The 23,304-nt window shown below is 50.7% G+C and carries 24 protein-coding genes, 4 tRNA genes and 2 rRNA genes; 16 read left to right on the forward strand and 14 right to left on the reverse strand.

What is annotated here, in order from left to right; genetic code table 11:
• Positions 1 to 36 precede the first annotated feature (36 nt).
• The 5 genes from H3L98_RS04620 to H3L98_RS04640 all read left to right on the forward strand — a co-directional run bounded on the left by H3L98_RS04620 (position 37) and on the right by H3L98_RS04640 (position 4,106).
• A tRNA-Ile gene (locus H3L98_RS04620) sits at positions 37 to 113 on the forward strand.
• A gap of 42 nt (positions 114 to 155) precedes the next feature.
• Positions 156 to 231 (forward strand) — tRNA-Ala (locus tag H3L98_RS04625).
• Positions 232 to 592: 361 nt separating this feature from the next.
• A 23S ribosomal RNA gene (locus tag H3L98_RS04630) occupies positions 593 to 3,480 on the forward strand.
• 74 nt (positions 3,481 to 3,554) lie between these two features.
• Positions 3,555 to 3,667: ribosomal RNA gene (gene rrf, locus H3L98_RS04635) — 5S ribosomal RNA — on the forward strand.
• Between the two features lie 100 nt (positions 3,668 to 3,767).
• A complete protein-coding gene (locus H3L98_RS04640; RefSeq protein WP_246327839.1) occupies positions 3,768 to 4,106 on the forward strand; it encodes a ComEA family DNA-binding protein in 339 nt (112 codons plus the stop codon).
• A gap of 54 nt (positions 4,107 to 4,160) precedes the next feature.
• On the opposite strand, the gene H3L98_RS04645 is transcribed toward H3L98_RS04640, so the two are convergent.
• Positions 4,161 to 5,372: a uracil-xanthine permease family protein gene (locus tag H3L98_RS04645; RefSeq protein ID WP_027020970.1), complete on the reverse strand. Its 1,212-nt coding sequence runs from the start codon at positions 5,370 to 5,372 to the stop codon at positions 4,161 to 4,163.
• A gap of 288 nt (positions 5,373 to 5,660) precedes the next feature.
• Between H3L98_RS04645 and H3L98_RS04650 the strand changes: the two genes are divergently transcribed.
• Positions 5,661 to 6,806: a hypothetical protein gene (locus H3L98_RS04650; RefSeq protein ID WP_027020971.1), complete on the forward strand. Its 1,146-nt coding sequence runs from the start codon at positions 5,661 to 5,663 to the stop codon at positions 6,804 to 6,806.
• A 67-nt stretch (positions 6,807 to 6,873) separates the two neighbouring features.
• On the opposite strand, the gene H3L98_RS04655 is transcribed toward H3L98_RS04650, so the two are convergent.
• From H3L98_RS04655 to H3L98_RS04705, 11 genes are read right to left on the reverse strand one after another with little or no spacing between them, the layout of a single operon-like run.
• Positions 6,874 to 9,150, reverse strand: a complete 2,277-nt coding sequence (locus H3L98_RS04655) for an MMPL family transporter (RefSeq protein ID WP_027020972.1) — start codon at positions 9,148 to 9,150, stop codon at positions 6,874 to 6,876.
• A 29-nt stretch (positions 9,151 to 9,179) separates the two neighbouring features.
• On the reverse strand, positions 9,180 to 10,841 hold the full coding sequence (locus H3L98_RS04660) for an ApeI family dehydratase (RefSeq protein WP_051531921.1): 1,662 nt from the start codon (positions 10,839 to 10,841) through the stop codon (positions 9,180 to 9,182).
• 24 nt (positions 10,842 to 10,865) lie between these two features.
• Positions 10,866 to 11,471 carry an outer membrane lipoprotein carrier protein LolA gene (locus H3L98_RS04665; RefSeq protein WP_027020973.1) on the reverse strand — a complete coding sequence of 202 codons (606 nt, stop codon included), beginning with the start codon at positions 11,469 to 11,471 and terminating at the stop codon, positions 10,866 to 10,868.
• A 39-nt stretch (positions 11,472 to 11,510) separates the two neighbouring features.
• Positions 11,511 to 11,948, reverse strand: a complete 438-nt coding sequence (locus tag H3L98_RS04670; RefSeq protein ID WP_027020974.1) for an acyl-CoA thioesterase — start codon at positions 11,946 to 11,948, stop codon at positions 11,511 to 11,513.
• Positions 11,941 to 12,873 carry an LpxL/LpxP family acyltransferase gene (locus H3L98_RS04675; protein WP_027020975.1) on the reverse strand — a complete coding sequence of 311 codons (933 nt, stop codon included), beginning with the start codon at positions 12,871 to 12,873 and terminating at the stop codon, positions 11,941 to 11,943. Before H3L98_RS04675 ends, H3L98_RS04670 begins: the two co-directional genes overlap by 8 nt.
• Positions 12,870 to 13,589: a glycosyltransferase family 2 protein gene (locus H3L98_RS04680; protein ID WP_027020976.1), complete on the reverse strand. Its 720-nt coding sequence runs from the start codon at positions 13,587 to 13,589 to the stop codon at positions 12,870 to 12,872. Before H3L98_RS04680 ends, H3L98_RS04675 begins: the two co-directional genes overlap by 4 nt.
• A 4-nt stretch (positions 13,590 to 13,593) precedes the next feature.
• Positions 13,594 to 14,133, reverse strand: a complete 540-nt coding sequence (locus H3L98_RS04685; protein ID WP_027020977.1) for a COG4648 family protein — start codon at positions 14,131 to 14,133, stop codon at positions 13,594 to 13,596.
• Positions 14,133 to 14,387, reverse strand: a complete 255-nt coding sequence (locus H3L98_RS04690) for an acyl carrier protein (protein WP_027020978.1) — start codon at positions 14,385 to 14,387, stop codon at positions 14,133 to 14,135. The genes H3L98_RS04685 and H3L98_RS04690 overlap by 1 nt, the downstream gene beginning before the upstream one ends.
• 13 nt (positions 14,388 to 14,400) lie before the next feature.
• Positions 14,401 to 14,667, reverse strand: coding sequence for a phosphopantetheine-binding protein (locus tag H3L98_RS04695; protein ID WP_027020979.1), 267 nt, complete (start codon positions 14,665 to 14,667; stop codon positions 14,401 to 14,403).
• A 56-nt stretch (positions 14,668 to 14,723) separates the two neighbouring features.
• Positions 14,724 to 15,518, reverse strand: a complete 795-nt coding sequence (locus H3L98_RS04700; RefSeq protein ID WP_051531922.1) for a lysophospholipid acyltransferase family protein — start codon at positions 15,516 to 15,518, stop codon at positions 14,724 to 14,726.
• Entirely contained in the window at positions 15,494 to 16,219 is a 726-nt protein-coding gene (locus H3L98_RS04705; protein ID WP_034332928.1) for a beta-ketoacyl synthase chain length factor, read from the reverse strand. Before H3L98_RS04705 ends, H3L98_RS04700 begins: the two co-directional genes overlap by 25 nt.
• Before the next feature lie 137 nt (positions 16,220 to 16,356).
• On the opposite strand from H3L98_RS04705, the gene H3L98_RS04710 reads away from it, so the two are divergent.
• From H3L98_RS04710 to H3L98_RS04730, 5 genes are read left to right on the forward strand one after another with little or no spacing between them, the layout of a single operon-like run.
• Positions 16,357 to 17,181, forward strand: a complete 825-nt coding sequence (locus H3L98_RS04710) for a hypothetical protein (RefSeq protein ID WP_027020982.1) — start codon at positions 16,357 to 16,359, stop codon at positions 17,179 to 17,181.
• A 23-nt stretch (positions 17,182 to 17,204) separates the two neighbouring features.
• Positions 17,205 to 18,281, forward strand: coding sequence for a peptide chain release factor 1 (gene prfA, locus H3L98_RS04715; protein ID WP_027020983.1), 1,077 nt, complete (start codon positions 17,205 to 17,207; stop codon positions 18,279 to 18,281).
• Between the two features lie 3 nt (positions 18,282 to 18,284).
• A complete protein-coding gene (locus tag H3L98_RS04720) occupies positions 18,285 to 18,737 on the forward strand; it encodes a hypothetical protein (protein WP_027020984.1) in 453 nt (150 codons plus the stop codon).
• A 35-nt stretch (positions 18,738 to 18,772) separates the two neighbouring features.
• A complete protein-coding gene (gene map, locus H3L98_RS04725; RefSeq protein ID WP_027020985.1) occupies positions 18,773 to 19,549 on the forward strand; it encodes a type I methionyl aminopeptidase in 777 nt (258 codons plus the stop codon).
• Positions 19,536 to 20,135 carry an outer membrane lipoprotein LolB gene (locus tag H3L98_RS04730; protein ID WP_246327840.1) on the forward strand — a complete coding sequence of 200 codons (600 nt, stop codon included), beginning with the start codon at positions 19,536 to 19,538 and terminating at the stop codon, positions 20,133 to 20,135. The genes map and H3L98_RS04730 overlap by 14 nt, the downstream gene beginning before the upstream one ends.
• Before the next feature lie 102 nt (positions 20,136 to 20,237).
• Here the strand turns inward: H3L98_RS04730 and H3L98_RS04735 are convergent, their stop codons facing one another.
• Together H3L98_RS04735 and H3L98_RS04740 are read right to left on the reverse strand one after the other, a co-directional pair.
• Entirely contained in the window at positions 20,238 to 20,513 is a 276-nt protein-coding gene (locus tag H3L98_RS04735) for a hypothetical protein (protein ID WP_156932167.1), read from the reverse strand.
• Positions 20,514 to 20,521: 8 nt separating this feature from the next.
• Positions 20,522 to 20,665, reverse strand: coding sequence for a hypothetical protein (locus H3L98_RS04740; protein ID WP_156932169.1), 144 nt, complete (start codon positions 20,663 to 20,665; stop codon positions 20,522 to 20,524).
• Positions 20,666 to 20,742: 77 nt separating this feature from the next.
• On the opposite strand from H3L98_RS04740, the gene H3L98_RS04745 reads away from it, so the two are divergent.
• From H3L98_RS04745 to H3L98_RS04765, 5 genes are all read left to right on the forward strand, one after another.
• Positions 20,743 to 21,261 (forward strand): helix-turn-helix domain-containing protein, encoded by a 519-nt coding sequence (locus H3L98_RS04745; protein WP_246327841.1) that lies wholly within the window; start codon positions 20,743 to 20,745, stop codon positions 21,259 to 21,261.
• A 4-nt stretch (positions 21,262 to 21,265) separates the two neighbouring features.
• On the forward strand, positions 21,266 to 22,114 hold the full coding sequence (gene ispE, locus H3L98_RS04750; protein ID WP_027020987.1) for a 4-(cytidine 5'-diphospho)-2-C-methyl-D-erythritol kinase: 849 nt from the start codon (positions 21,266 to 21,268) through the stop codon (positions 22,112 to 22,114).
• Between the two features lie 107 nt (positions 22,115 to 22,221).
• Positions 22,222 to 22,298, forward strand: a tRNA-Gln gene (locus tag H3L98_RS04755).
• A 12-nt stretch (positions 22,299 to 22,310) separates the two neighbouring features.
• Positions 22,311 to 22,385 (forward strand) — tRNA-Gln (locus H3L98_RS04760).
• A gap of 54 nt (positions 22,386 to 22,439) precedes the next feature.
• Complete coding sequence (locus tag H3L98_RS04765) at positions 22,440 to 22,898, forward strand: DIP1984 family protein (protein ID WP_027020988.1); 459 nt, start codon at positions 22,440 to 22,442, stop codon at positions 22,896 to 22,898.
• The last annotated feature ends 406 nt before the right edge of the window (positions 22,899 to 23,304 follow it).

The raw sequence follows: 23,304 nt of genomic DNA on the forward strand, positions 1-23,304 counted from the left end.
TATCGGTAATCATGTTAGATGCAAGAAAAAGACCTTGGGTTTGTAGCTCAGCTGGTTAGAGCACACGCTTGATAAGCGTGGGGTCGGAGGTTCAAGTCCTCCCAGACCCACCAAGCTGCTTAAAGCCGTTTGAAAGACCCAAACTGAAGAATACTGGGGGCATAGCTCAGTTGGTAGAGCACCTGCTTTGCAAGCAGGGGGTCATCGGTTCGATCCCGTTTGCCTCCACCAAATATCAGGTATTTCATCAGATATTAAATAAAGCTTTTGCAAATAAAAGCGGATTAAGGTAAAATAGTCTGTTTTTATTTGCAAAAAATAATTGCATCGCTCTTTAACAAATCGGAAGCCGAAATCAACAAACAAAGACAATGATGTCGGAAGGGCTTGAACGGATTGCAAATCGTTCAAGCAGCCTAAAAAGCACCGACCGACACAGTAATTTGGGTGATGATTGTATCAATTGTTCCTGAACACAAAAGGCAGGAACAATTCACAACAAAGCAGTAAACTGTATCAAAGTAGGGTATCTGAAGTTTGTTCTGGTCGTCAACACCAAACAAACGAAGTCAACAGGTACTTCAAATGATAGAGTCAAGTAAATAAGTGCATCAGGTGGATGCCTTGGCGATGATAGGCGAAGAAGGACGTGTAAGCCTGCGAAAAGCGCGGAGAAGCTGGCAATAAAGCAATGATACCGCGATGTCCGAATGGGGAAACCCACACACTTTCTAGTGTGTATCACAGAGTGAATCCATAGCTCTGCTGAAGCGAACCCGGAGAACTGAACCATCTAAGTACCCGGAGGAAAAGAAATCAACCGAGATTCCGTAAGTAGTGGCGAGCGAACACGGAAAAGCCTGTGCGTGATAATGGCAGTGTTAGGAAAAGGACTTGGAAACGTCCGCCATAGTGGGTGATAGCCCCGTATCCGAAAACACTATCATGGTACTAAGCGCACGAAAAGTAAGGCGGGACACGTGAAATCCTGTCCGAAGACGGGGGGACCATCCTCCAAGGCTAAATACTCATCATCGACCGATAGTGAACCAGTACCGTGAGGGAAAGGCGAAAAGAACCCCGGGAGGGGAGTGAAATAGAACCTGAAACCTGATGCATACAAACAGTGGGAGCCCTGTATAGGGTGACTGCGTACCTTTTGTATAATGGGTCAACGACTTACATTCAGTAGCGAGCTTAACCGAGTAGGGGAGGCGCAGGGAAACCGAGTCTTAATAGGGCGAACAGTTGCTGGGTGTAGACCCGAAACCGAGTGATCTATCCATGGCCAGGATGAAGGTGCGGTAACACGCACTGGAGGTCCGAACCCACGCATGTTGCAAAATGCGGGGATGAGCTGTGGATAGGGGTGAAAGGCTAAACAAACTCGGAGATAGCTGGTTCTCCCCGAAAACTATTTAGGTAGTGCCTCATGTATCACTTCCGGGGGTAAAGCACTGTTATGGCTAGGGGGTCATTGCGACTTACCAACCCATGGCAAACTAAGAATACCGGAAAGTGCAATCATGGGAGACAGACAGCGGGTGCTAACGTCCGTTGTCAAGAGGGAAACAACCCAGACCGCCGGCTAAGGTCCCAAATGACAGATTAAGTGGTAAACGAAGTGGGAAGGCACAGACAGCCAGGATGTTGGCTTAGAAGCAGCCATCATTTAAAGAAAGCGTAATAGCTCACTGGTCGAGTCTTCCTGCGCGGAAGATGTAACGGGGCTCAAATCTGTAACCGAAGCCGCGGATGCTAGTTTACTAGCATGGTAGGGGAGCGTTCTGTAAGCCTGTGAAGGCAGCTTGTAAAGGCTGCTGGAGGTATCAGAAGTGCGAATGTTGACATGAGTAGCGATAAAGCGGGTGAAAAGCCCGCTCGCCGAAAGCCCAAGGTTTCCTACGCAACGTTCATCGGCGTAGGGTGAGTCGGCCCCTAAGGCGAGGCAGAAATGCGTAGCCGATGGGAAACGGGTTAATATTCCCGTACTTTGATTCAATGCGATGTGGGGACGGAGAAGGTTATGCTGGCAGACTGTTGGAATAGTCTGTTTAAGCTGGTAGGCAGAGGAAGTAGGCAAATCCGCTTCCTTAATGCCGAGACGTGATGACGAGCAACCACGGTTGCGAAGCAGCAAATACCACGCTTCCAGGAAAAGCCACTAAGCTTCAGTTGAATCAGAACCGTACCGCAAACCGACACAGGTGGGCAGGATGAGAATTCTAAGGCGCTTGAGAGAACTCGGGAGAAGGAACTCGGCAAATTGATACCGTAACTTCGGGAGAAGGTATGCCCTTTTAGGTGAAGGACTCGCTCCGTAAGCCAAAGAGGGCCGCAGAGAATAGGTGGCTGCGACTGTTTATTAAAAACACAGCACTCTGCTAACACGAAAGTGGACGTATAGGGTGTGACGCCTGCCCGGTGCTGGAAGGTTAATTGAAGATGTGCAAGCATCGGATCGAAGCCCCAGTAAACGGCGGCCGTAACTATAACGGTCCTAAGGTAGCGAAATTCCTTGTCGGGTAAGTTCCGACCCGCACGAATGGCGTAACGATGGCCACACTGTCTCCTCCCGAGACTCAGCGAAGTTGAAATGGTTGTGAAGATGCAATCTCCCCGCTGCTAGACGGAAAGACCCCGTGAACCTTTACTGCAGCTTTGCATTGGACTTTGAAGTCACTTGTGTAGGATAGGTGGGAGGCTATGAAACAGAAACGCCAGTTTCTGCGGAGCCGCCCTTGAAATACCACCCTGGTGGCTTTGAGGTTCTAACCCAGATCCGTCATCCGGATCGGGGACCGTGCATGGTAGGCAGTTTGACTGGGGCGGTCTCCTCCCAAAGTGTAACGGAGGAGTTCGAAGGTTACCTAGGTCCGGTCGGAAATCGGACTCATAGTGCAATGGCATAAGGTAGCTTAACTGCAAGACCCACAAGTCGAGCAGGTGCGAAAGCAGGACATAGTGATCCGGTGGTTCTGTATGGAAGGGCCATCGCTCAACGGATAAAAGGTACTCCGGGGATAACAGGCTGATTCCGCCCAAGAGTTCATATCGACGGCGGAGTTTGGCACCTCGATGTCGGCTCATCACATCCTGGGGCTGTAGTCGGTCCCAAGGGTATGGCTGTTCGCCATTTAAAGTGGTACGTGAGCTGGGTTTAAAACGTCGTGAGACAGTTTGGTCCCTATCTGCAGTGGGCGTTGGAAGTTTGACGGGGGCTGCTCCTAGTACGAGAGGACCGGAGTGGACGAACCTCTGGTGTACCGGTTGTGACGCCAGTCGCATCGCCGGGTAGCTAAGTTCGGAAGGGATAAGCGCTGAAAGCATCTAAGCGCGAAACCCGCCTGAAGATGAGACTTCCCTTGTGGCTTGACCACATTAAAGGGTCGTTCGAGACCAGAACGTCGATAGGCAGGGTGTGGAAGCACAGCAATGTGTGGAGCTAACCTGTACTAATTGCCCGTAAGGCTTGACTCTATCATTTGAAGTACTTAATCAGTTTACTGAAATACATCATTACCCAACAGCGGCTTCCGATTTATCCTTTTATGTTTGGCGGCAACAGCGCTGCGGTACCACCCCTTCCCTTCCCGAACAGGACCGTGAAACGCAGCTGCGCCGATGATAGTACGGATCCCCGTGCGAAAGTAGGGCACCGCCAAACTACCTATACTCAAATCCCCCGCTTAATAGCGGGGGATTTTTGCTTGCCATAAAAATTATTTGGAATTATGATGTTGTTTTCTGAAATAAGGATTAAGAAAATGATGAAAAAAATTTTGTTGGCAATATGGATGGCATTCAGCTTTTCATGGGCAGCAGCACAAGTCGATATCAATAAGGCGACGGCTGCCGAATTGCTTACTTTAAAAGGTATTGGCGAGAAAAAAGCTGCGGATATCATTGCTTATCGTGAGCAAAATGGCGGTTTTCGTTCGGTAGATGAGCTGAAAAATGTGAAAGGCATCGGTCAGAAAACAGTAGATAAGTTACGTTCTGAAATTACTGTTTCGGGCGTAGCAGTAAAACCGACAACAGCACGTTCTACGCAACAAAAGGGCAGGCGGATTGCTGTGCCTGCAACGGATAAATATCGTTATTAAAATCAAAAACCAACGCTTTTCTGGTAAGAGAAGCGTTGGTTTTTTGTGGGGTACTTACTCTGCTTGTTCAGGCAAAACCATATTTAAAATAATGGCTAAAATGGCACAAAGCCCGACACCTGCAAAGCTGATGCTGCCGAGTTTCAACAACATTCCGCCTACACCCGTGGTCAATACGGCGCTGACAATTACTAAATTTTTGGGTTTCATTAAATCCACTTGGGCATCAATTAAGGTTTTTAAACCCAAAGAAGCAATGGTGCCAAACAGCAAAATCATTACGCCACCCATAACGGGCAGGGGAATGGAAGCTAGGAAAGCATTGAATTTACCAAAAAAAGCCATCGTAATGGCAAAAATCGCTGCCCATGTCATGATAACCGGATTGCTGTTTTTGGTGAGCATAACCGCACCGGTTACTTCTCCATAGGTGGTAACGGGTGGTCCGCCGATTAAACCTGCTACACATACGCCCAAACCGTCGCCGGCAAGGGTTTTGTCCAAACCGGGGTCGGCGGCGTAATCTTTGCCTGTTACTTTGCCGATTGCCATAATGCCGCCAATGTGTTCAATTGCGGGGGCAATGGCAACGGGCAACATAAATAAAGCGGCTTGCCAATTGATTTCGGGTCGGTGAAATTGGGGAACGGCAAACCAAGGCGCTTGGGCAATAGGCGTGGTATCGACTAAACCCATCAACCATGCAGCGATGTAACCTGTTGCTACACCGATTAAAATCGGAATCAGCTTCATCATTTTGCTGCCAAATACCGCCACTATCACGGTAACGGCAAAGGTAAAGCCCGACAATAATAATGATTGTGTATAATCAACCACTTGATTGCCACCTGCTTTGCCCATTGCCATTTCGCTGGCAACGGTGGCGACAGATAAACCAATCACCATAATTACCGGTCCGATGACGACAGGGGGAAGTAATTTATGCACTGCTGTCAAACCGCGCCAACGGATTAAAGCGGCGAAAATAAAATACATAAAACCTGCGGCAAACAAGCCGAACATGGTCGCGCCCATGCCCCATTCGCTGATTGAGTAAATAATCGGTGCGATAAAAGCAAAGGAAGAACCTAAAAAAATCGGTACTTTACGTTTGGTGCATAATTGAAAAAGCAGTGTGCCGATGCCTGCGCCCAGCAGTGCCATGGCGGGATTAAGCCCTGTGAGTACTGGTACCAAGACCATGGCACCAAAGGCGACAAATAGGATTTGTGCACCGGACAGGGCAAGTTTTAATTGTTGTAACATTATGTGAAATCCTGTAAAGCGAAAGTTGCCGATTATAGCGTAAAAAGCGTTTTTGAGTAATAAATACTGTAAAAATACTTTGTTTTTGGAATTAAATATTAAATTTTTATAAAAAATAATAAAAAAACGGTAATTCTTGTGAAGCGTGATGTAGTGTTACAGGTAAAAAACAGGGTAGTGGCTACCGCAAAGTAAATTTTTTGTTATAATTGTTTACAGACGGCGTTTTCAGGCAAAAACGGGCTTGAACCGTCTGTTTGTTCCACCATTATTATTTAGGATAACATCATGAGTGAAAAAGAATTGCAAAACGCCAAAGAGGAATTGGAAAAAGCTCAAGCAGCTTATGCGGAAGCCAAAGCTGCAGCTGAACGTGATGCGGAAAAAGATGTGGCTGATAAAGCGGCTGATGCTGCGGATGCCGTAAAAGAGAAAGCGGAAAATGCAGGTGATGATTTGTCGGAAACCCTGACACGCCTGCAACAGGAAGCAGAAGTTAAGTTCAATGAACTGAAACAGTTTTTTGGCAGCTCTTGGGAGGAGCTGAAAAATAACCTGTCGGACAAAGATGAGTCTAAAGCGGCTGAGTTGAAAGAGGAAGCTGCAGATAAGGCTGAAAATGTGGCAGATAAGGTGGAAGGTAAGGCTGCGGCTTTGAGCGGTGAAGCGGCTGCGCGTTATGCGGAAATGCAAAAAGAAGCCGAAGCCAAATTTGAAGAAATGAAACGCTTTTTGGCAGAGCAAACCGGTAAGGCTGATGAGAAAACCGACGGTGCAGTAAGCGAATGGCAGCAAAAACTGGAATCCAAATGGGAAGAGTTTAAGCAGTTTGTGTCGCTGAAATCCGATGACGCGGAAAGCAAATTGAGCGACGCTAAAGATGCTGCGGAAGATGCGGCAGACAAAACCGCAGATAAAGCAGAAGATGCTGCTGAAACGGTAAAAGGCAAGGCTGTTGAAGCCAAAGATACGGTGGCAGACAAGGCTGCGGATGTGGCGGAAACCGTGAAAGATAAGGCGGTAGATGCTAAAGATGCGGTGGTGGATGCGGCTGAAAATGTGGCGGATAAGGCTGCTGATGCGGGCAATGCTGCGGCAGACAAATTTGCGGACCTGCAAAAAGAAGCGGAAGCCAAATTTGAAGAAATGAAGAAATTTTTCTCGGAAAACTATGACAGTAGCGATGAGAAATTTGTTCAGCTGCAAAAAGAAGCGGAAGAAAAATGGGAAGAATTGCGCCAGTTTATTGCGGAAAAATCCCAAGATGCTGAAGTGAAAGCCCACAGCGTGAAAAAAGACGCTGCCGATGGTGCAGAAGATGCAGGTAACTACTTGGCAGAAAAAGCTGAAGACGTGAAAGACGCGGTAGAGAAAGTCTACTATGAAGTGCGCGGACGCTTGGATGCTTGGTGGGATTCTGTTACCAAAAAGTAATCTGAATCATCTCTGATTCAATAAAAAAAGCCGTTTGTACTTTCGGGTACAAATGGCTTTTTTGGGTTTAGGGTGTGCGGTGGCGTACCAGTAAAACCGCCAGCAGCCAGTTGGCAAAACAGCCTGCGGCAACGGTAAGCCCGAAGGCGGCAACGGCGGGGGTGGAAGCGGCGGCGAGCAGGGCAAAGGATATGCCTGTGGTGGTGGCTGCCAAGCTGATGCCACCCAAACGGGCTGCGGCGGTTTCGGGGGCATGGATGGCGTAAGCGGCGTAATCCAAACCGACTGCGGCGGTTAAGAGTAAGCCGAACATGGCAAAAATCCCCACGGGAATGGCGAACCAGCCAAGCAAACCCAAAACGGCAAGGGCAGCGGCAAGGGGTATGGCGAGTATCAGGCTGCCGCGTTTGATGCCGAATATGCGCCACAACAATAGCCACGCGGCGGCAAAAGACAGTAATTTTAACCAAGCGGCGCGGTTGCGGGTATCGGCAAAACGGTGGTTCAGGTCGCGGCGGGTGTCTATTAGTTGCCAATGCGGGGAGGGTGTGGCAAAGAAAGTTTGCAGGGCATTTTGTTGTGCGGGGGTGGTTTCGGGCAGGTAAACCAGCGAGGCTTCTTGTTGTCCGATTTTGCCGAGATAGAGGTGTTGCCATGCTTGGGCGGTGGGCTGTTGCAGGGCTTGGGCGAGGGTGATGTCGGGCTGATTAGCGGCGTGTTGCAGGGCTTGGCGGACGGCGGTTTCGGGTGCGCCGATGGCAGTCAGCGGGGCATAAACGGGATTTTGTTCTGCTAAATGATGGAGTTGTTGTTTGATGGTGCGTTGTTGGTCGGTAGGCAGCAGCAAGGTGTGCAGACTTTGGATTTGATTGGGGGGGATGTGTTTACCCAATTGCTGAACCAACAGGCGGTTGTGGTGAAGTAATTGGTCTGGGCTGTTGCCGCGAACCACGATAAATTGTCCGCTGCTGCCAGTGCCGCTGATTTGGGCGATGCGGCGGGCGTCGTTTAACAACTGCGGGGGCGTATTGACCCAATTGCGGATGTCGTCCTGCCACTGGCTGCGTACCGTACCCAAGGCACACAGCAGCCACACCGCAGCCAATGCGTATAAAGTGGAACGGCGTAAACGGGGCGCATTGGCGCAACGCAGGGCAGCGCGTGCAGGTAGGGTGGTAACCGTTTGAAAACCTTGAAACAGCGGCGGCAGAAAACACACCGTAGCCGCAAATGCGCCGCATAATGCAGCGGTTGAAAAAACCGCAGTTTGCTGTAAAACGGGCAGGGGTGTCAACCACAGCAAGGCATATCCGCCAGCCGTTACCGCCAAACTAACGGCAAATGTAGGCAAAACGCGGCGCATGCCCTGTTGCGGCGACCATGCGCCCTTGCCGAATAAGGCAGGCGCGAGCCAATGCAGCGGAAAATCCACCAATACGCCGATTAAACCTGTGCCAATAACAATGGTTAAGATGTGTATTTGTCCGAATAACAACAGCACCGCCGCCAAACCGCACACCATGCCCGCAGCAATCGGCAGCAACAGCCACACGGCGCGGCGGTTGCGTACCACAAACCACAGCAGCAGCGCGGTCAAGCCCAAACCGCAGAGCGACATCCACAGGCTTTCGCGTTCGGCGCGGATTTTGGCATCGGCAGCAAACAAAGCAGCACCGCCAAAAACAGCTTCCATGCCCTGTGCGGCGGCTTGGGCGCGGGTGTTTGCCGCCAAATCCTGTAAACTTGGCGCGTGATGCGCTGCGGCTACGCGGGCGCGTAACCATACCCATGTTTTGCCTGCATATTCGCTAAACAACATACCGTTTTCCATGTGCCATTGCACAGCGGAATCGGGACGGCGGGCAGCGGCAAAACGGGCAAACCCGAGCCAATCCTGTTCAACAGGCAATAATGTGGCGGCAAACGGATTGAGTGCCTCTTCTGCACGTTGCTGAAAATACTGCTGCGGCTGTTGCTGTAATTGTTGCGCGGTTTCGGCAGGCAGCATGGCAACGCCGATTTGCTGCGCGGATTGGCGCAAGGCAGGCAAATCGGGACGGATTTCGGCTTCTACTTCGGCAAACAAACCGCTTTGCCGCCATTGTTGGGCGGTTTGTGCTGCGGCAGCAAATGCAGTTTCGGCATCGTTTGCGCCCAATGCCAAAATCACTTGTCCGTCCAACTGCTTGGCGCGGGCGTTTTCAGCGGCTTGCAGCACAGCATCGTGTTCGGACACAGGAATCAGTGCGTGTAAATCGGTTTGCAATTGCGCGGGAATGCGCCAACACACCACCGCCAACAGCACCAGACACAAAAGGGCATACAGTTTGGCGGCGGTTTTCATGCGGATTCCTTATGGTTGATTGAATGGGATTATTCGGAAACGGGCAGGGCAATCCGTCCTGAAGCGCAGGGGCTGCCGTCGGGCAGACGCAGGGAAAAATAGATTTTGTTTTTGGCGCTATCGTGGCGCAAAAACAGCTGAATGCAGTCGTGGGGACGGATAAATTTTTGAAATTTTAGGTTTTCAATTTGGTTGGGCGCGTGTTCGGGCAGGGCAAGTGCCATCACCCATTGCAGCTGCACCACACCCGGAACCAGCGGAAATTGGGCAAAATGTCCGCCAAAATAAGGCAAATCAAGGGGAATGATGCCTTCAAAAGCGCGTTCGTCTGCGTGTTCAGCGGGCAGGGCGTGCCAGTTGGGGGCGGTAGGCGGATGCAACAGCGCGTTTTCGGCATCGGCAGCGCGGATTTTGGCTTGCGGATTGCGCGGCAGGCTGTCGGCAAAACGCCAATGGCGCGGCACAGCACCCAAGGGCTTGAGTTCATCCAAATTGCGTTTTAATTCGGCAATCATGGCATTGCGCCCGTGGGTGCGCCAAGCGGCTATGCCCTCATTGTTGAGTGCCAGCCACGCGGCAATGCGCCCGTGCTGCGGATGGCGCAAACAATGTGCATCGGCAATATACGGATGCGCCAACAAAAGCTGTTCAATTCGGGCAAGGGAAATGCGTTTGTCGGCAAGTTTGATGATGCGGTCGCTGCGTCCGTGTAAAACCAGTTTGCGCCCGTGCAGTTCGGCACTGTCGGCGGTGGATTGCGTGCCGTCCGTCCACGGGCTGCGTACCGCCAAACTGCCTGTGCTGCGGATACGCGCCGCCACGGCAGGCAGTAACACATGGGCATCGTCCTGCTGAATGGCAATCACGCCCGTTTCGGTGCTGCCGTACACATTATGCGGATAAAAGCCCAAATGCTGATGCAGTTGGCGACTGACTTCAACGGGCAACATTCCGCCTGCGCTGACCACGCCGCGCAAGGTTGGGCGCAACGCCGCCCAATCGCGCTGCCCGCCCAAACGGTTGAGCAAAGCAGGGCTGGTCAGCCACAGGCAAGCACTATGCTGTTTGGCAGCAGCAATCAAATCTTCGGGATAGCTGTGGCGGGTGCGCCCGATGCGCCAGCCACACGCCAATGCTGCAAACACGCGGAAACTGAGACCGTATAAATGTTGGGCGCTGATGCTTGCCAAAGCAGTTGCACCGCGCCAATTTTCGGGCAAAACCTGCGCCAAGGCAGCGGCTTCGCGTTCCATGTGTTTACGGCTTTTACCAATGGTTTTGGCTGCGCCTGATGAAGCCGATGTTTTTAAAAAAACACGGTTTTCTGCAGGAAATGTTAAAGTTGCACCCTGATGGCGGGCGTGTTCGTGTTCACGGCGGTACAGCCACGCCGCATCAGCAAACGCCTCATCATCGCCAAACAAAATACAATCATGCTGTTGCGCCCATTGCCGCGACACATCAGACAAATCAGGCAGCAAATAAGCGTCTGCCCCTGCCAACCAAGTTGCCGCCAATGCCGAAGCCAACCTCGCCGCATCGTCAAACCACAATGCCACAGACTTGACTTCCGCTTTTTGCAAAGCCTGCGCCCAATATTGCGTTGCCGCCGCGAAATCCGCATAAGTCCAACCGTCCGCCACTTCCCCCGCAGGTGGCTGTGTAAACAGCGTGTGCCAACATGCCATCATGATTTTACCTTTTCGCCCCTTGGTTTAGGGTTGGCAACGCAAATCCGCGCCTACCTCTGCCGTTAAGGCGCGATTGCTCTGTTGCGCTTGAAAACGCATCAGCGTGCGCTCGCCCTGTTTTTCGCGCAGCTCAACCGTTTGAATCAAACCCTTGCTGCCTTTTACATCAATATCTTGAAAAATCTGTTTCATTACAGCGGTTTTCGGTTGCAGCTTCAGCGACCAATTTTGTGCGTTGCCCGACAATTGCAGCGCAAACTGCTTGTCCAGCACCGCCGTATCGCCCGCCAATAATGCCATAAACAGCTTAACCTGCGCCGTTTGTGCGTGGCTGCTGCTGCCTTGCCAACGGCGGTTTTTACCGTCCCATTGCGCGATGCCCTTGCTGCACACCCGCAGTTTTACTTCAAACGGCTTTTGCACCTGCCACAATAGCCCTTGTCCGCGCTGCAACACAAATTGCCCCGTGGTACGCATCGGCTGTGGCAGCGAACGGATAAAACGCGATTGTTCAAATTGTCCTTGAACGGTTTGATGGGCTTGCAATTGCGCCTGCAAATCAGCGGGCGAGAAAGCATGGGCGTTCAGGCTGGCAGTCAGCAACAGCAAGGCGGAAAAACGTTTTATCATTAGGATTTCTTTCAAGTTGATATTATTGATTTTATAAGGTTAATTATCAGAAAAGCGGGCGTGGCTGCGGATGGCTTGCTGCCACACGGCAGGGGTTTGCAACTGCATTTCGCCGTTGTCCAAACGCACGGCTGCCTGCATGGTGAAACCGCGTGTCAGCACGGTGTGCGTGAGCGTATCAAAAATGGTGTAGCGCACTTTCAAACAACTTTCGTATTCCACCACATCGGCGCGTATGGTTAATTTCTGCCCGAAACGCGCAGGACGCAGGTATTTGATTTCCAAACGCACAATTGGCCATGCAAAACCCGCTTGGCGCATATCGTTGTAATTGTGTCCGATTTGGTCGAGCAAATCGCAGCGGGCGATTTCAAAATATTTGACGTAATGCCCGTGCCACGCCACTTCCAGCGTGTCCACATCAAAAAACGGCACGGCAAGCGTGCTTTCGCTGCTGAAATAAATGTGTTCAGGCATGGTTTTCGTCTTCCCAAAAATCATAAAAATTAAACCATTGCAGCGGGGCTTGCGCGGCGTGTTCTGCCAACACATCAGCATAACGCTGCGCCATCTGCGCCACCACTGCGCTGCGTTGTCCGCGCCCTGCCTGCGGCACATCGGCAAAACGGCGCAGCATCAAGTGATAACGCCCTTGTTTTTTTAATACAAAAACGGTATTGCTACGCACTTTCAGCAGCAGTGCCAACAGCCACGCGCCTTGCGGGAAGGCAGCGGTGTCGCCCAAAAAACGGGTGGGAACGGTTTTGCTGCCGTGAACGGGAATGCGGTCGGCGGCGATGGCGAGCCACTCGCCTGCGTCCAAACGCCGCGCCAAATCCAGCATCACCGCTGCGTTTAAATCGCCTGCGTCAATCAAACCGATGCGCCCCGCGCCCGCTTCGGTAAGGGCTTGATTGAAAAGGTGTGCGTGTTGTCCATAAACCAGTACGTTTAATTTAAAGCCCTGATGATGCCCCACCAAGGCGCGGCAGACTTCGGTATTGCCCAAATGCGAACACACCAAAATCTGCCCGCGCAATTGGCGGTTGCGGATATCGGCGTACAGGTTGTCGGGGTCGGACAACACCAAATCTTCATAACGGATTTTGTGCTGCCACACGGCAAAACGGTCGGTCAGCGCTTCGCCAAAAGCGGCAAACTGACGGTACACGGCAGCACGGCGCGGCAGCGGTGCATCGGGAAAACATGTCCGCATTCTGCTTTGATAACGGCGTATATTGCGCCTTTGCGCGGGCGCGGTGGCGTAAAAATAGGCACACACAAACGCGCTGCACAGGCGCACCGCCGCCACAGGCAGATAACGCACCAGCCACGCCGTCAAACGCAAAAACAGCTGATGCCCGCGTTCGCGCTGTTGCGCCCAATGTGCAGGGGTGTTCATGGGGCTTTACCCAGCAGACGTTGCGCCAAATGGTCAAAAAACAAACGCGCATGCATTTTGCTGATGAGTACATTATCGCGCCACGCATGAAAATGCGATACGCCGTCAGCATGATAACGCACGGGCGTAGGCAGCCAGTGCAGCGGTACACCGCGCCAATACAGGCGAATCAGGATTTCATTGTCAAAATCCATGCCGTTGCCGATTGTGCGCTCGTGAATCAATTGATTGGCTGCTGCCACGGGATAAATCCGTAATCCGCACAAACCGTCTTTAATATCAAGGGAAAGCGTGTGCAGCATATTCCAAAAATTGGTGATTTTGCGCCCGTACAAACGCGCTTTGGGCGCATCGCTGCCGTAAACGGGTTGGGCGCACACCAAAGCCTGCGGCTGCTCGGCAGATGTCGCCAACAATGCAGGCACGTCTAAAAAACTGTGTTGGGCATCGGCATCAATTTGCAGGGCGTGGCTGAAGCCATGCGCTTGCGCCCATTGCAAACCGCTTTTTACCGCTGCGCCTTTACCGCCGTTTTCGGGCAGGAACAGCACATCAATCTGTTCGCCGCGCAGGGCGTTTAAAGCTGCGGTGCAATCTGCTCCCGAACCATCATCTACCACCAATACGGGCAAACCGCAGGCACGCATCGCCTCTACCACCTGCGGCAGCGTGGCAAGATGGCGGTAATGGGGGATAATGGCAAGGGTTTGACTCATAAAATTAAACCTTTAAAATCAGTTTGCGGTACAGCCATTCCCCGCCCAACAGCGCACCCATCAGCACATAGGCAATCACGCCTGTATAAAGCGCCCACCATTGATGCAGTTGCAATAGGGCAAGCACGGCGGCGGTGCTGCCGTTTGCCACAAAAAAAACGCACCAAATCTGCGTTACTTTGCGGGTATAGGCAACCGCTTGCGGGGGCAGGTCGGGGGTTTGCAGGCGGGCGAGGCGTTCAATCAGGCTTTGTTTGGCAAACAGGCTACTGCCAAATGCGCCCAACATCAGCACGTTTACCGCCACGGGATACCAATACATGCCTTGCGGCAGGCGCAACAGCAGCATCAGCGCAAACAGCCCTGTCAGCACAAACGCAATGATTTTTTGGCTGCGTTCGCGGGCAAACAGGGCGCGGCACAGCCACAGCAGCAGCATGCCCGCTGCCAAAGCGTGAAACCAGCCCTGTTCGCGTCCGAAATACCACAGCAGAGGATAAGCGGTGCTGCACAGCCACAACAGGGCTTGGGCAAGGCGCAGCATTATTCGGCAGCGGCTTGGGCTTTTTTCAAAACAGCGGCAACTACATCATCAACGGTACGCACGCTGCGGAAGTCTTCGGCTTGCAGTTTGTGTCCTGTTTGACGTTTGATGTGGTCAATCAAATCAATGGCATCAATGCTGTCGATTTCCAAATCTTCATACAGGTGGGTACTGCCGCTTACCTTGGCGGTGTCGATTTCAAAAAGCGTTTCCAAGGCATCAAACAAAATGGCGCGGATATCGTTTTCGGTCATGATGTGCTGTCCTTTAGGCTGCGGGGCGTTGTTGGGCGACAAAATCTGCCAAAGCTGCTACATTGGCAAAGCTGTCGCGCAGGGCTTGGTTTTCGCCATCTAATTGAAAACCGAAATGTTTTTGTACAGCTAAACCCAGTTCCAACGCATCTACCGAATCCAAGCCCAAGCCTTCGTCGCCAAACAGCGGGGCATGGCTGTCGATGTCGGCAGGGCTGATGTCTTCCAAGCCGAGACTGTCGATAATCAGTTGTTTGATTTCTTGTTGCAATTCGTTCATCTTATTCCTTTGGGGTGAAAATCAGCCGTTTAGGGCGGTAAAATTGATTGGGTGCTTTACACGGGTGGCGTGCGGCTGTGTTGGTTAAACAGTTGTTGCAATTGCTCGTTTAAGCGGCGGGCAGCAATCGGCAGCGGTTTTTCTGCCAACAGAGTTTGCGGGTCAATGTCGTCGCCCACGCTAAAATGATAAACGGGACGTTGGCGCGGAATATGGTACCAAGGCTGGTGTTTTTTATAATTGGGCGGATTCATGTACACAAACACGGGCGTAATCACACGGGCGCTGCGCAAACCCATGGATACTGCGCCACGGTGAAAACTGACTGTTCCGTCCCAGCCCGTGCGTGTGCCTTCGGGAAACACCAGCAGGCATTGCTGCTGCAAAATCTCGTGTACTTTGACCAATAAGGCTTCGTCTTCGCTGTTGGGTACATAGCCGCAGGCGCGGATTTGGCTGTTCATGGCGGGATTGTGCAGCAAACTGGCTTTTACCATGCAGTTGGCTTCGGGGACGCGACTTAAAATAAACACCACATCCAGCAGTGAAGGGTGGTTTGCCAAAATCAGCTGCCCCTGCCGTCCCAAGCGTTCAAAGCCGTGAAAATGGACTTCCACTGCGCCTGTGGCGGTACTGTAGCGGGCAAACAGCCGCCAACTGCCCGTTACCAGCCGCCGCGCCCGTCGTTGTCGGGTTAAATCATGATCGCTGGGGCGGAAATAATAGGGCAGCAGCATGATTTTAAACAATACCCCGCACACGCCAAACAAAACAAAACCGAATGCGGTGGCAAGAAAACGCCACGCCCGTCCCAAGGGCGTATTGATTAAGGGTGTTGCGACCAATGCCATAAGCGGTTTCCATAATCGTGCGTCCAATTGCGGTGTGCCAACAGGCGGTGGCGCACCCACGACAACGCGCCCCAATAATCACTTGCAAGGGCAGCGTTGTCGTTTACGCTTCGGCGCAAACACCATTCGTCCCCCGCTTCCAATAATAATGCCAAAGCATAGGCAAACGGCGCACGCACAACAGGGCGCAAAGGCACGGCAGCGGGCGTGTCTGCCACCACCACTAGCACCTGTTTGGCACCGTCCTGCAAAATGGTAACTGCTTCTGCCACTGCCGTTTCCAAACCATCGGGCAACACCGCCAATGCCGTGTTTTCGCCTGTGTCGCCGCTCCACATCGACCATTGCCCCAGCACCGCATTGTGTACCGACAAACCAAAAGACGTGGGCGATACCGTACCGTCTTTCAATAAAGCCAACCATAATTCCAAGCTGCGGGCAATTTCGCCGTCGTGCGAAGCCGATACCGTGGCACAGGGGAGGGCATCGCAGCCTGCTAATGCTTGATGCGCCGCTTCAAACAGCAAACGCGCAGGCAAACCCAAACGCCGCCGCTGCATGGCAGGCATAAACGCCACTTCAGGCGCACGTTCGGGCAAATCGGCAACACTTTGTTGCACCGCCCATGCCTGCCACTGTTCGGGCGTGTGCGGACGGTTGGACGACACTGCCCAATTTTTAATCTTAAAAAAGCATTGCATACAATATTTTATTTCGGCAGGAAAGCAGGGTAAGGCGCATTATAACAAACCCATACCCAAAATGGCGAAACAGGCGCAGGCGCATTGCATAGGCTATAATACTGCCTGTTTTTAAAAGATAAGCAAAGGGCTAAACCATGTGGAAGAAAACCGCCGCCGTTTTCAGTGCCGCGCTGTTGTTCGCTGCGCCGCTGCACGCCCAAAATACCCCAGCACCCAAAAAACGCCCCGCCGTCAAAGCGAAAGCCGATAGAACCAAAGAGCTACAGTTGACCGCTGCACAAAAACAAGAGGTTTTGCGTGGTTTGGATAAGGGTTTGGCACAACATCCTGTTTTGATAGAATTAAAAAAGATTGACCCCGAACTGCATCAGCAAATTCACAGCCAGCTTCGGCAAGAACTGACCGTTTTGTTTGAGCGGGACAATATTTCTTTAGGCGAAATTGGGCGCATGACAGAGGCAAAAATTAGCCCGCTATTGGCTGCCAAAATAGACCAACTGCTTCCTTATGCCGATGATGATGCTTTAAAAAACTATATCCAGTCCATGTTGGTAATATTGGATGTTTTGTTGGCAAAACCCGATTCGGGCGCGTGTTTCGGCTGGTTGCACGGACAGCTGCTTTCCAGCGATATATTAGAGAACGAGTGGCAAAAAATTATGCTGGTAACAAATGTGATGCAGTTTGCCAATATGAGCGTATTGCGCCATCACAATGTGCAGCGCAAACTGCCTACTGAAGAACAAATAGCCGATAAATTAGAGCCAATTTGGGCGGATATGGCTAAAAAATACTCAAGCGAACAACAAAGTGAATGGTTGGCTTTAATGGGGGTTGATGGCATCAATACACAGTCGCCTATAGCCCAGCAGCGTTTTGTCTGTGAAGTTACCCGCGATATGTACCGCCAAGCTTTAAGCGCAGGCGATATGGATGTGGTGCGTTATCTGTTGAAATAATATGATTGTTGAATAATATGGATATGAAACCTTCTTTAATCAGTAAATTACAAAATTTGTCGCAACGCTTGGAAGAGGTAACGGCATTATTGGGTTCGCCTGAAGCCACGGCTGATTTAAACCAATACCGTAAGCTGAATCAGGAACACGCCGAATTAACGCCTTTGGTGGAAACGTATCACCGTTATTGCGCGGCACAGGCAGACGAACGCGAAGCACAGGCTATGCTGGCTGATGCGGAAATGCGCGAGTTTGCGGCGGAAGAGTTGGCAGCGGCGCAGGCAAAACAAAGCGAATTGGCGTGGGAACTGCAAAAGTTGCTGTTACCCAAAGATGCCGATGATGACAAAAATATTTTTATTGAAATCCGTGCAGGCACAGGCGGCGATGAAGCGGCTTTGTTTGCGGGGGATTTGCTGCGGATGTATGCGCGTTATGCGGAACGCAACCGCTGGCAGGTAGAAACAGTGTCTGCCAATGAAAGCGATTTGGGCGGCTATAAGGAAGTGATTGTGCGTTTGGCGGGCGCGGGTGCGTATGGGCGTTTGAAGTTTGAAAGCGGCGGACACCGTGTACAGCGTGTTCCCGTTACCGAAAGCCAAGGGCGCATTCATACTTCTGCCTGCACGGTGGCGGTAATGCCTGAAGCAGACGAATTAGCGGAAATTACCTTAAACGAAAAAGATTTGCGTATTGATACCTTTCGCGCATCGGGCGCAGGCGGACAGCACATCAACAAAACCGATTCCGCTGTCCGCATTACCCACTTACCCACAGGCATGGTGGTGGAATGCCAAGACGGGCGCAGCCAGCACGCCAATAAAGCACAGGCAATGAAAGTATTGGCAGCGCGTTTGCATGATGCCCAAAAGCGCGAAGCCCAAGCCAAAGAAGCGGCGGAACGCAAATCGCTGATTGGCAGCGGCGACCGCAGCGAGCGCATCCGTACCTATAATTTTCCGCAAGGGCGTGTTACCGACCACCGCATCAATTTAACCCTGCATAAATTGGATTTTATTTTAGACGGCGATTTAGAAGAAATCACCGCTGCGCTGATTGCCGAACATCAGGCAGAACAATTGGCGGCGATGGGGGAATAGGGCGTGGCACAACAAATTTTAAATCTGCTGGGCGACGATACCTTAATTGGTTATTTGGCGCACAGTGCGCGTAAACTGAATATGCCGTTTGAGATTATTGATAGCGGCAAAGGTCAGGAATATATTGACAGCTTGCACCATATTTATGAATTTGGTGCGGGTTTGCGCCCCGAAACAGGCTTCAGCTTCCGCAGCGGACAATCAGCGCGAGTGGAAACCTTTGATAATGCGGTAAAGTTTGATGCTTTGTTGCGCCAGTTGGCACAAAATCCGCATCCGATTTGTATTTTTAACCATTTGGGCGAACGTTCGTGGACGTATGTGCTGGTGTTGCACAATCCCAATGATTTGCCCGTGCTGTTCCGTCAGGCACAACCTGCGGATTATTTTGTTTCTGATACGCAAGGCACGTTTTTGCTGGCTGCCAATTGGCACGATTTCAGTTTTGCGGTGTAGAATGCGTATTATTTTTATTGGTAAGGAAATGTGTTGTGAGCGTGATTATTAAAACCCCCGAAGAAATTGAAAAAATGCGCGAATTGGGGCGTTTGGCAGCAGAGGCGTTGGACTATATTGAAGATTTTGTTAAACCGGGGGTAACCACCAACGAAATCAACCAACTGATTCACGATTATCATGTGAATGTGCAGGGGGGGTATCCTGCGCCTTTGTATTATGGCGACCCGCCGTTTCCCAAGTCCTGCTGTACTTCGGTCAATCACGTTATCTGCCACGGTATTCCCGATGATAAGCCTTTAAAAAACGGCGATATTTTAAATATTGACGTGACCATTAAAAAAGACGGTTTTCACGGCGATTCCAGCCGTATGTATGCGGTAGGCAATATCAGTGCGATTGCCAAACGTTTGATTGACACCACCCATGCCAGCATGATGGCGGGGATTTCGGTGGTGCGCCCCGGTGCGACTTTGGGCGATATCGGTTATGCCTGTCAGCAAGTGGCGGAAAGCGCGGGTTATTCGGTGGTGCAGGAATTTTGCGGACACGGTATCGGACGACGTTTTCACGAAGACCCGCAAGTGGTGCATTACGGGCGCAAGGGTCAGGGTTTGAAACTGCAAAGCGGCATGATTTTTACCATTGAGCCGATGATTAACCAAGGCAAACGCCATTTGAAAATTTTGTCGGACGGCTGGACGGTGGTCACCAAAGACCGCAGCTTGTCGGCGCAGTGGGAACATGAAGTCTTGGTAACCGATACGGGCTATGAAATCTTAACCGTCAGCCCTAAATATGGGAAACCTTAATATGTGGAAACAGGGGATTGCGGGCATGACAGCGGCGTTGGTACTGGCTGCGTGTACTGCTACCAAACCGCAAACGCCGTCTGAATGGCAGGCGCAGCGCGATTGGAAAGTGTTTGAAGCCAGTGGGCGTTTGAGCGTAAAAGTAAAAGGCACGGGCAGTTACGCCAATTTTGATTGGACGCGCGAAAACGGCGTGGAAACCATTGATGTGAATACGCCCATTGGCACCACGGTAGGACAGCTTTGCCAAGATGCTGAAGGCGTATTGGCGGTAGATGCCAAAGGTAAAACCTATCATGCGGATACGGCGGCGGATTTAAGCCGTCAATTATTGGGTTACGCGCTGCCTGTGCAATATTTGGGCGTGTGGGCAAACGGCGAATGGGCGAAAGATTTGCCGCATCAATTATTGGCAGACGGCACTTTGCAACAAGCGGGCTGGCGCATCCGCCGCAGCCTGCGTGAAGACGGTTCGCCCTACACCTTGTTATTGGAAAACAATGATATGAGTGTTCGGCTGGTGTTTTCCGAAAGCCGCCGCGAAGCAGGTTTACCCGAAACGCAGGGGCGTTGTGAAGCGCGGTAATCACACAGCACAAACCTAAAAATCTCTTTATTCTTTAATACAAATAAAAAGCAACGGATTGCTCTGCAATCCGTTCTCTGTTTTTTAGGCTTATCGCTTTTATTACCACCCATATGTTTGGGCTATGTGGTCGGTTGCTAATCCGCGGTTATCGCCACAAATGGGACAAGGTTTACTGGCATCTTGTCGCGCATTCTTGCTTGCCCAAACCACCCCATGAGTACCACATAAAAAAGGGATAGCTTCACAATCTAAGCAAAGTAAGGCTGGCCAACCTTCTGCACTGCCATTGGGTACATTAAATTGCTTGGTATTTGTACCATGACACGAAGCGCATCTTTTTTGTTTACTTAATTCAATAAAAGTTTGAATGTTCATATTTCATCCTATTTATTCAAAATTTTATCAACTTTTTGCTTAACATCTTGGCGGACAGGTTCAATGGGAGAGGGGGGATTGCCACTACTACCGCCACTACCTGAATTTTTGTTAGCGCCATCATTATTGCTGTTGGGGAGATTGTTTGACATAATTGTTTCCTTTATCATAGATAGGTTAAAAAAGGGTTTACGGTTATTTACCGTGTTGGATATATTAATTTTTATTTTTGGTTGAAACCAGCAAGAAAATTGGTTTTTTAAGTCGGTTTTATATTGGTTTAGATGGCGTTTTTCGTAATTTGGAAGGGTGTAAAATGGCTTTAAATGAAAAAATTCGTGAATTACGGGAAGTAAAAGGATGGTCTCAAGAGTTTATGGCAGAAAAAATGGAAATGTCCACAAGTGGTTATGCTAGGCTGGAACGTGGAGAAAGTAAGTTGGATTGGGAAAAATTGGAAAAAGTAGCTGCAATTTTTAAAATTGATATTTTGCAACTGATTGAGGCGGAAGAAAAGGGTTTAACCATACAGCAAAATATTGGTTTTTCAGAAAGTACCAGTAATAATAATGCGAGAAATCATACCGCTACGGGGGAATCGCCTGCATATTATGGTGAAAACAGTGGTTTGATAATTGAGTTGGAAAAATTAAAAGTGCAAGTTACCATGCAAGAGCAAATTATTGAGGTTCAAAAAAGTGAAATTCAAACTTTGAAAAGTTATATTGAAACATTGAATATGAAATAACCTTATGTTCCCTAAAAATGTTTGTGTTTATCCAGCCCCTGCCAAACTCAATCTTGACCTGCGTATTGTTGGTCGCCGTGCCGATGGTTATCATTTGCTGGAAAGCATTTTTATTTTGATTGATTGGTGCGACCGCATCGGTATTGCCCCGCGCACAGACGGGCAGATTGTTCTGCACACCCCGCTGAACGGCGTTGCCCCCGAACAGGATTTAAGTGTCCGCGCCGCTCGTGCCTTGCAAGCACACGCGCCCAATAGCACTTGTGGTGCAGATATTTGGCTGGATAAACAAATCCCTATGGGTGGCGGTTTGGGCGGTGGCAGTTCCGATGCCGCAACGGTGCTGACGGTATTAAATCAAATTTGGCAATGCGGTTTGCCTGCCGAGCAATTGGCGGAAATTGGGTTGAATTTGGGCGCAGATGTGCCGTTTTTCCTGTTTGGCGAAAGTGCTTTGGTGCGAGGTATCGGCGAGCAGCTGCAGACGATTGATGTGCCTGAACAATGGTTTGTGGTGGTGCGCCCCGATTGCCATGTTGCCACTGCCGCCGTGTTCGCCCACCCCGATTTGCCGCGCAACAGCCCGTCTCATCCCGTGGCGGATTATATTGCCCGTCAGCCCTTTCACAATGATATGCAAGATGTGGTTTGCCAACATTATCCACAGGTTGGTGAAGCCTTGCGTTTGTTGTCGGCGCATGGCGAAGCGCGGATGACGGGGTCGGGTGCGTGTGTGTTTGTGGCGGTGGCAAACCGTGCAGCGGGCGAAGCCGTGTGCGCTGCGTTGCCTGACAGCTTGACGGCGCGTTGTGTGAAAAGTTTGCCGCAGCACCCGTTGCGCGAAATTATTTAACGAAAAAACAAGCTGCCGCCGCTTTTTCGGCACTGGGCAGCTTGACAGCGTTTTCCATTTTCAGGATAATACGCGCTTTCTCGCAGTCAAGCTGCGGAAGAGAAAGTTGGGGATTCGCCAAGTTGGTTAAGGCATCGGATTTTGATTCCGACATGCGTAGGTTCGAATCCTACATCCCCAGCCAAATCCCATTTTTTGGGGAGTCGCCAAGTGGTAAGGCATCGGATTTTGATTCCGACATGCGTAGGTTCGATCCCTACCTCCCCAGCCAGTTAAGCGCGTGTGGTTTTGCCATACGCGCTTACTTTATTTGGGGAAAATCAAAATGAAACTTGCTGAAGCACTCGCCGAACGTGCTGATTTACAACGTCGTTTGGCACAATTAAAACAGCGTTTGCAACAAAACGCACAATATCAGGAAGGCGAAACGCCTGCTGAAAATCCGCAGGAACTGTTGGCAGAATACACGCGTTGTGCTGATGCGTGGGAAATTTTGGTGGCGGCGATTAATCGCAGTAATCATCAGATTATATTGGATAATGGCGAAAGCCTGACTGCTGCACTGGCACGTCGCGACCGTTTGCAGGCAGAACATTCTATGCTGGTAAGCTTGGCAGATGCCGCCACGCCCGAACAATCGCGTTATAGCCGCAGCGAAATCAAAATGTTGGCGGCAGTAGATGTAAAAACAGTGCGAAAGCGTGCCGATGAAGTCGCCAAAACCTGCCGTGAGCTGGATTTACGCATTCAGGCGGCGAATTGGGCGAATTCTTTGCTGGATTAAAACAGGTTTTCAGTAGTATCAGAAAGCGGGCGTAACCTTTCTCATTTCTAATCCTAGAAGCTAATAGAAACAAAGGGCTGTTTCCCATCGGTTTTACCGATTAACGGTGTATGCTCTGTATGTAGTATGGATGATTGTGTAAAAGGCATTGTTACTACCATGCGCCGATTTTGATACGAGGGTGGGTGTGTTGTGGGAAAATCTGTTGTTATGGTGGATGAAAAGCGCAACGATACGGCGTTGCCACGCTATATTGGGAAATATGGCATCTTAACTGTATATATTGTTGTCAATGGTCTTTGCCTGATTTAACGGAAATCAAGTAAATTTGTTGCGCACTTTTACCTGCTGCGCCGTTGGCGTATAATATGCGCCGTTTGGCAGAAACGTCAGCAAGGTGAAAGGA

This window comes from Conchiformibius steedae (assembly GCF_014054725.1).
GTDB lineage: Bacteria > Pseudomonadota > Gammaproteobacteria > Burkholderiales > Neisseriaceae > Conchiformibius > Conchiformibius steedae.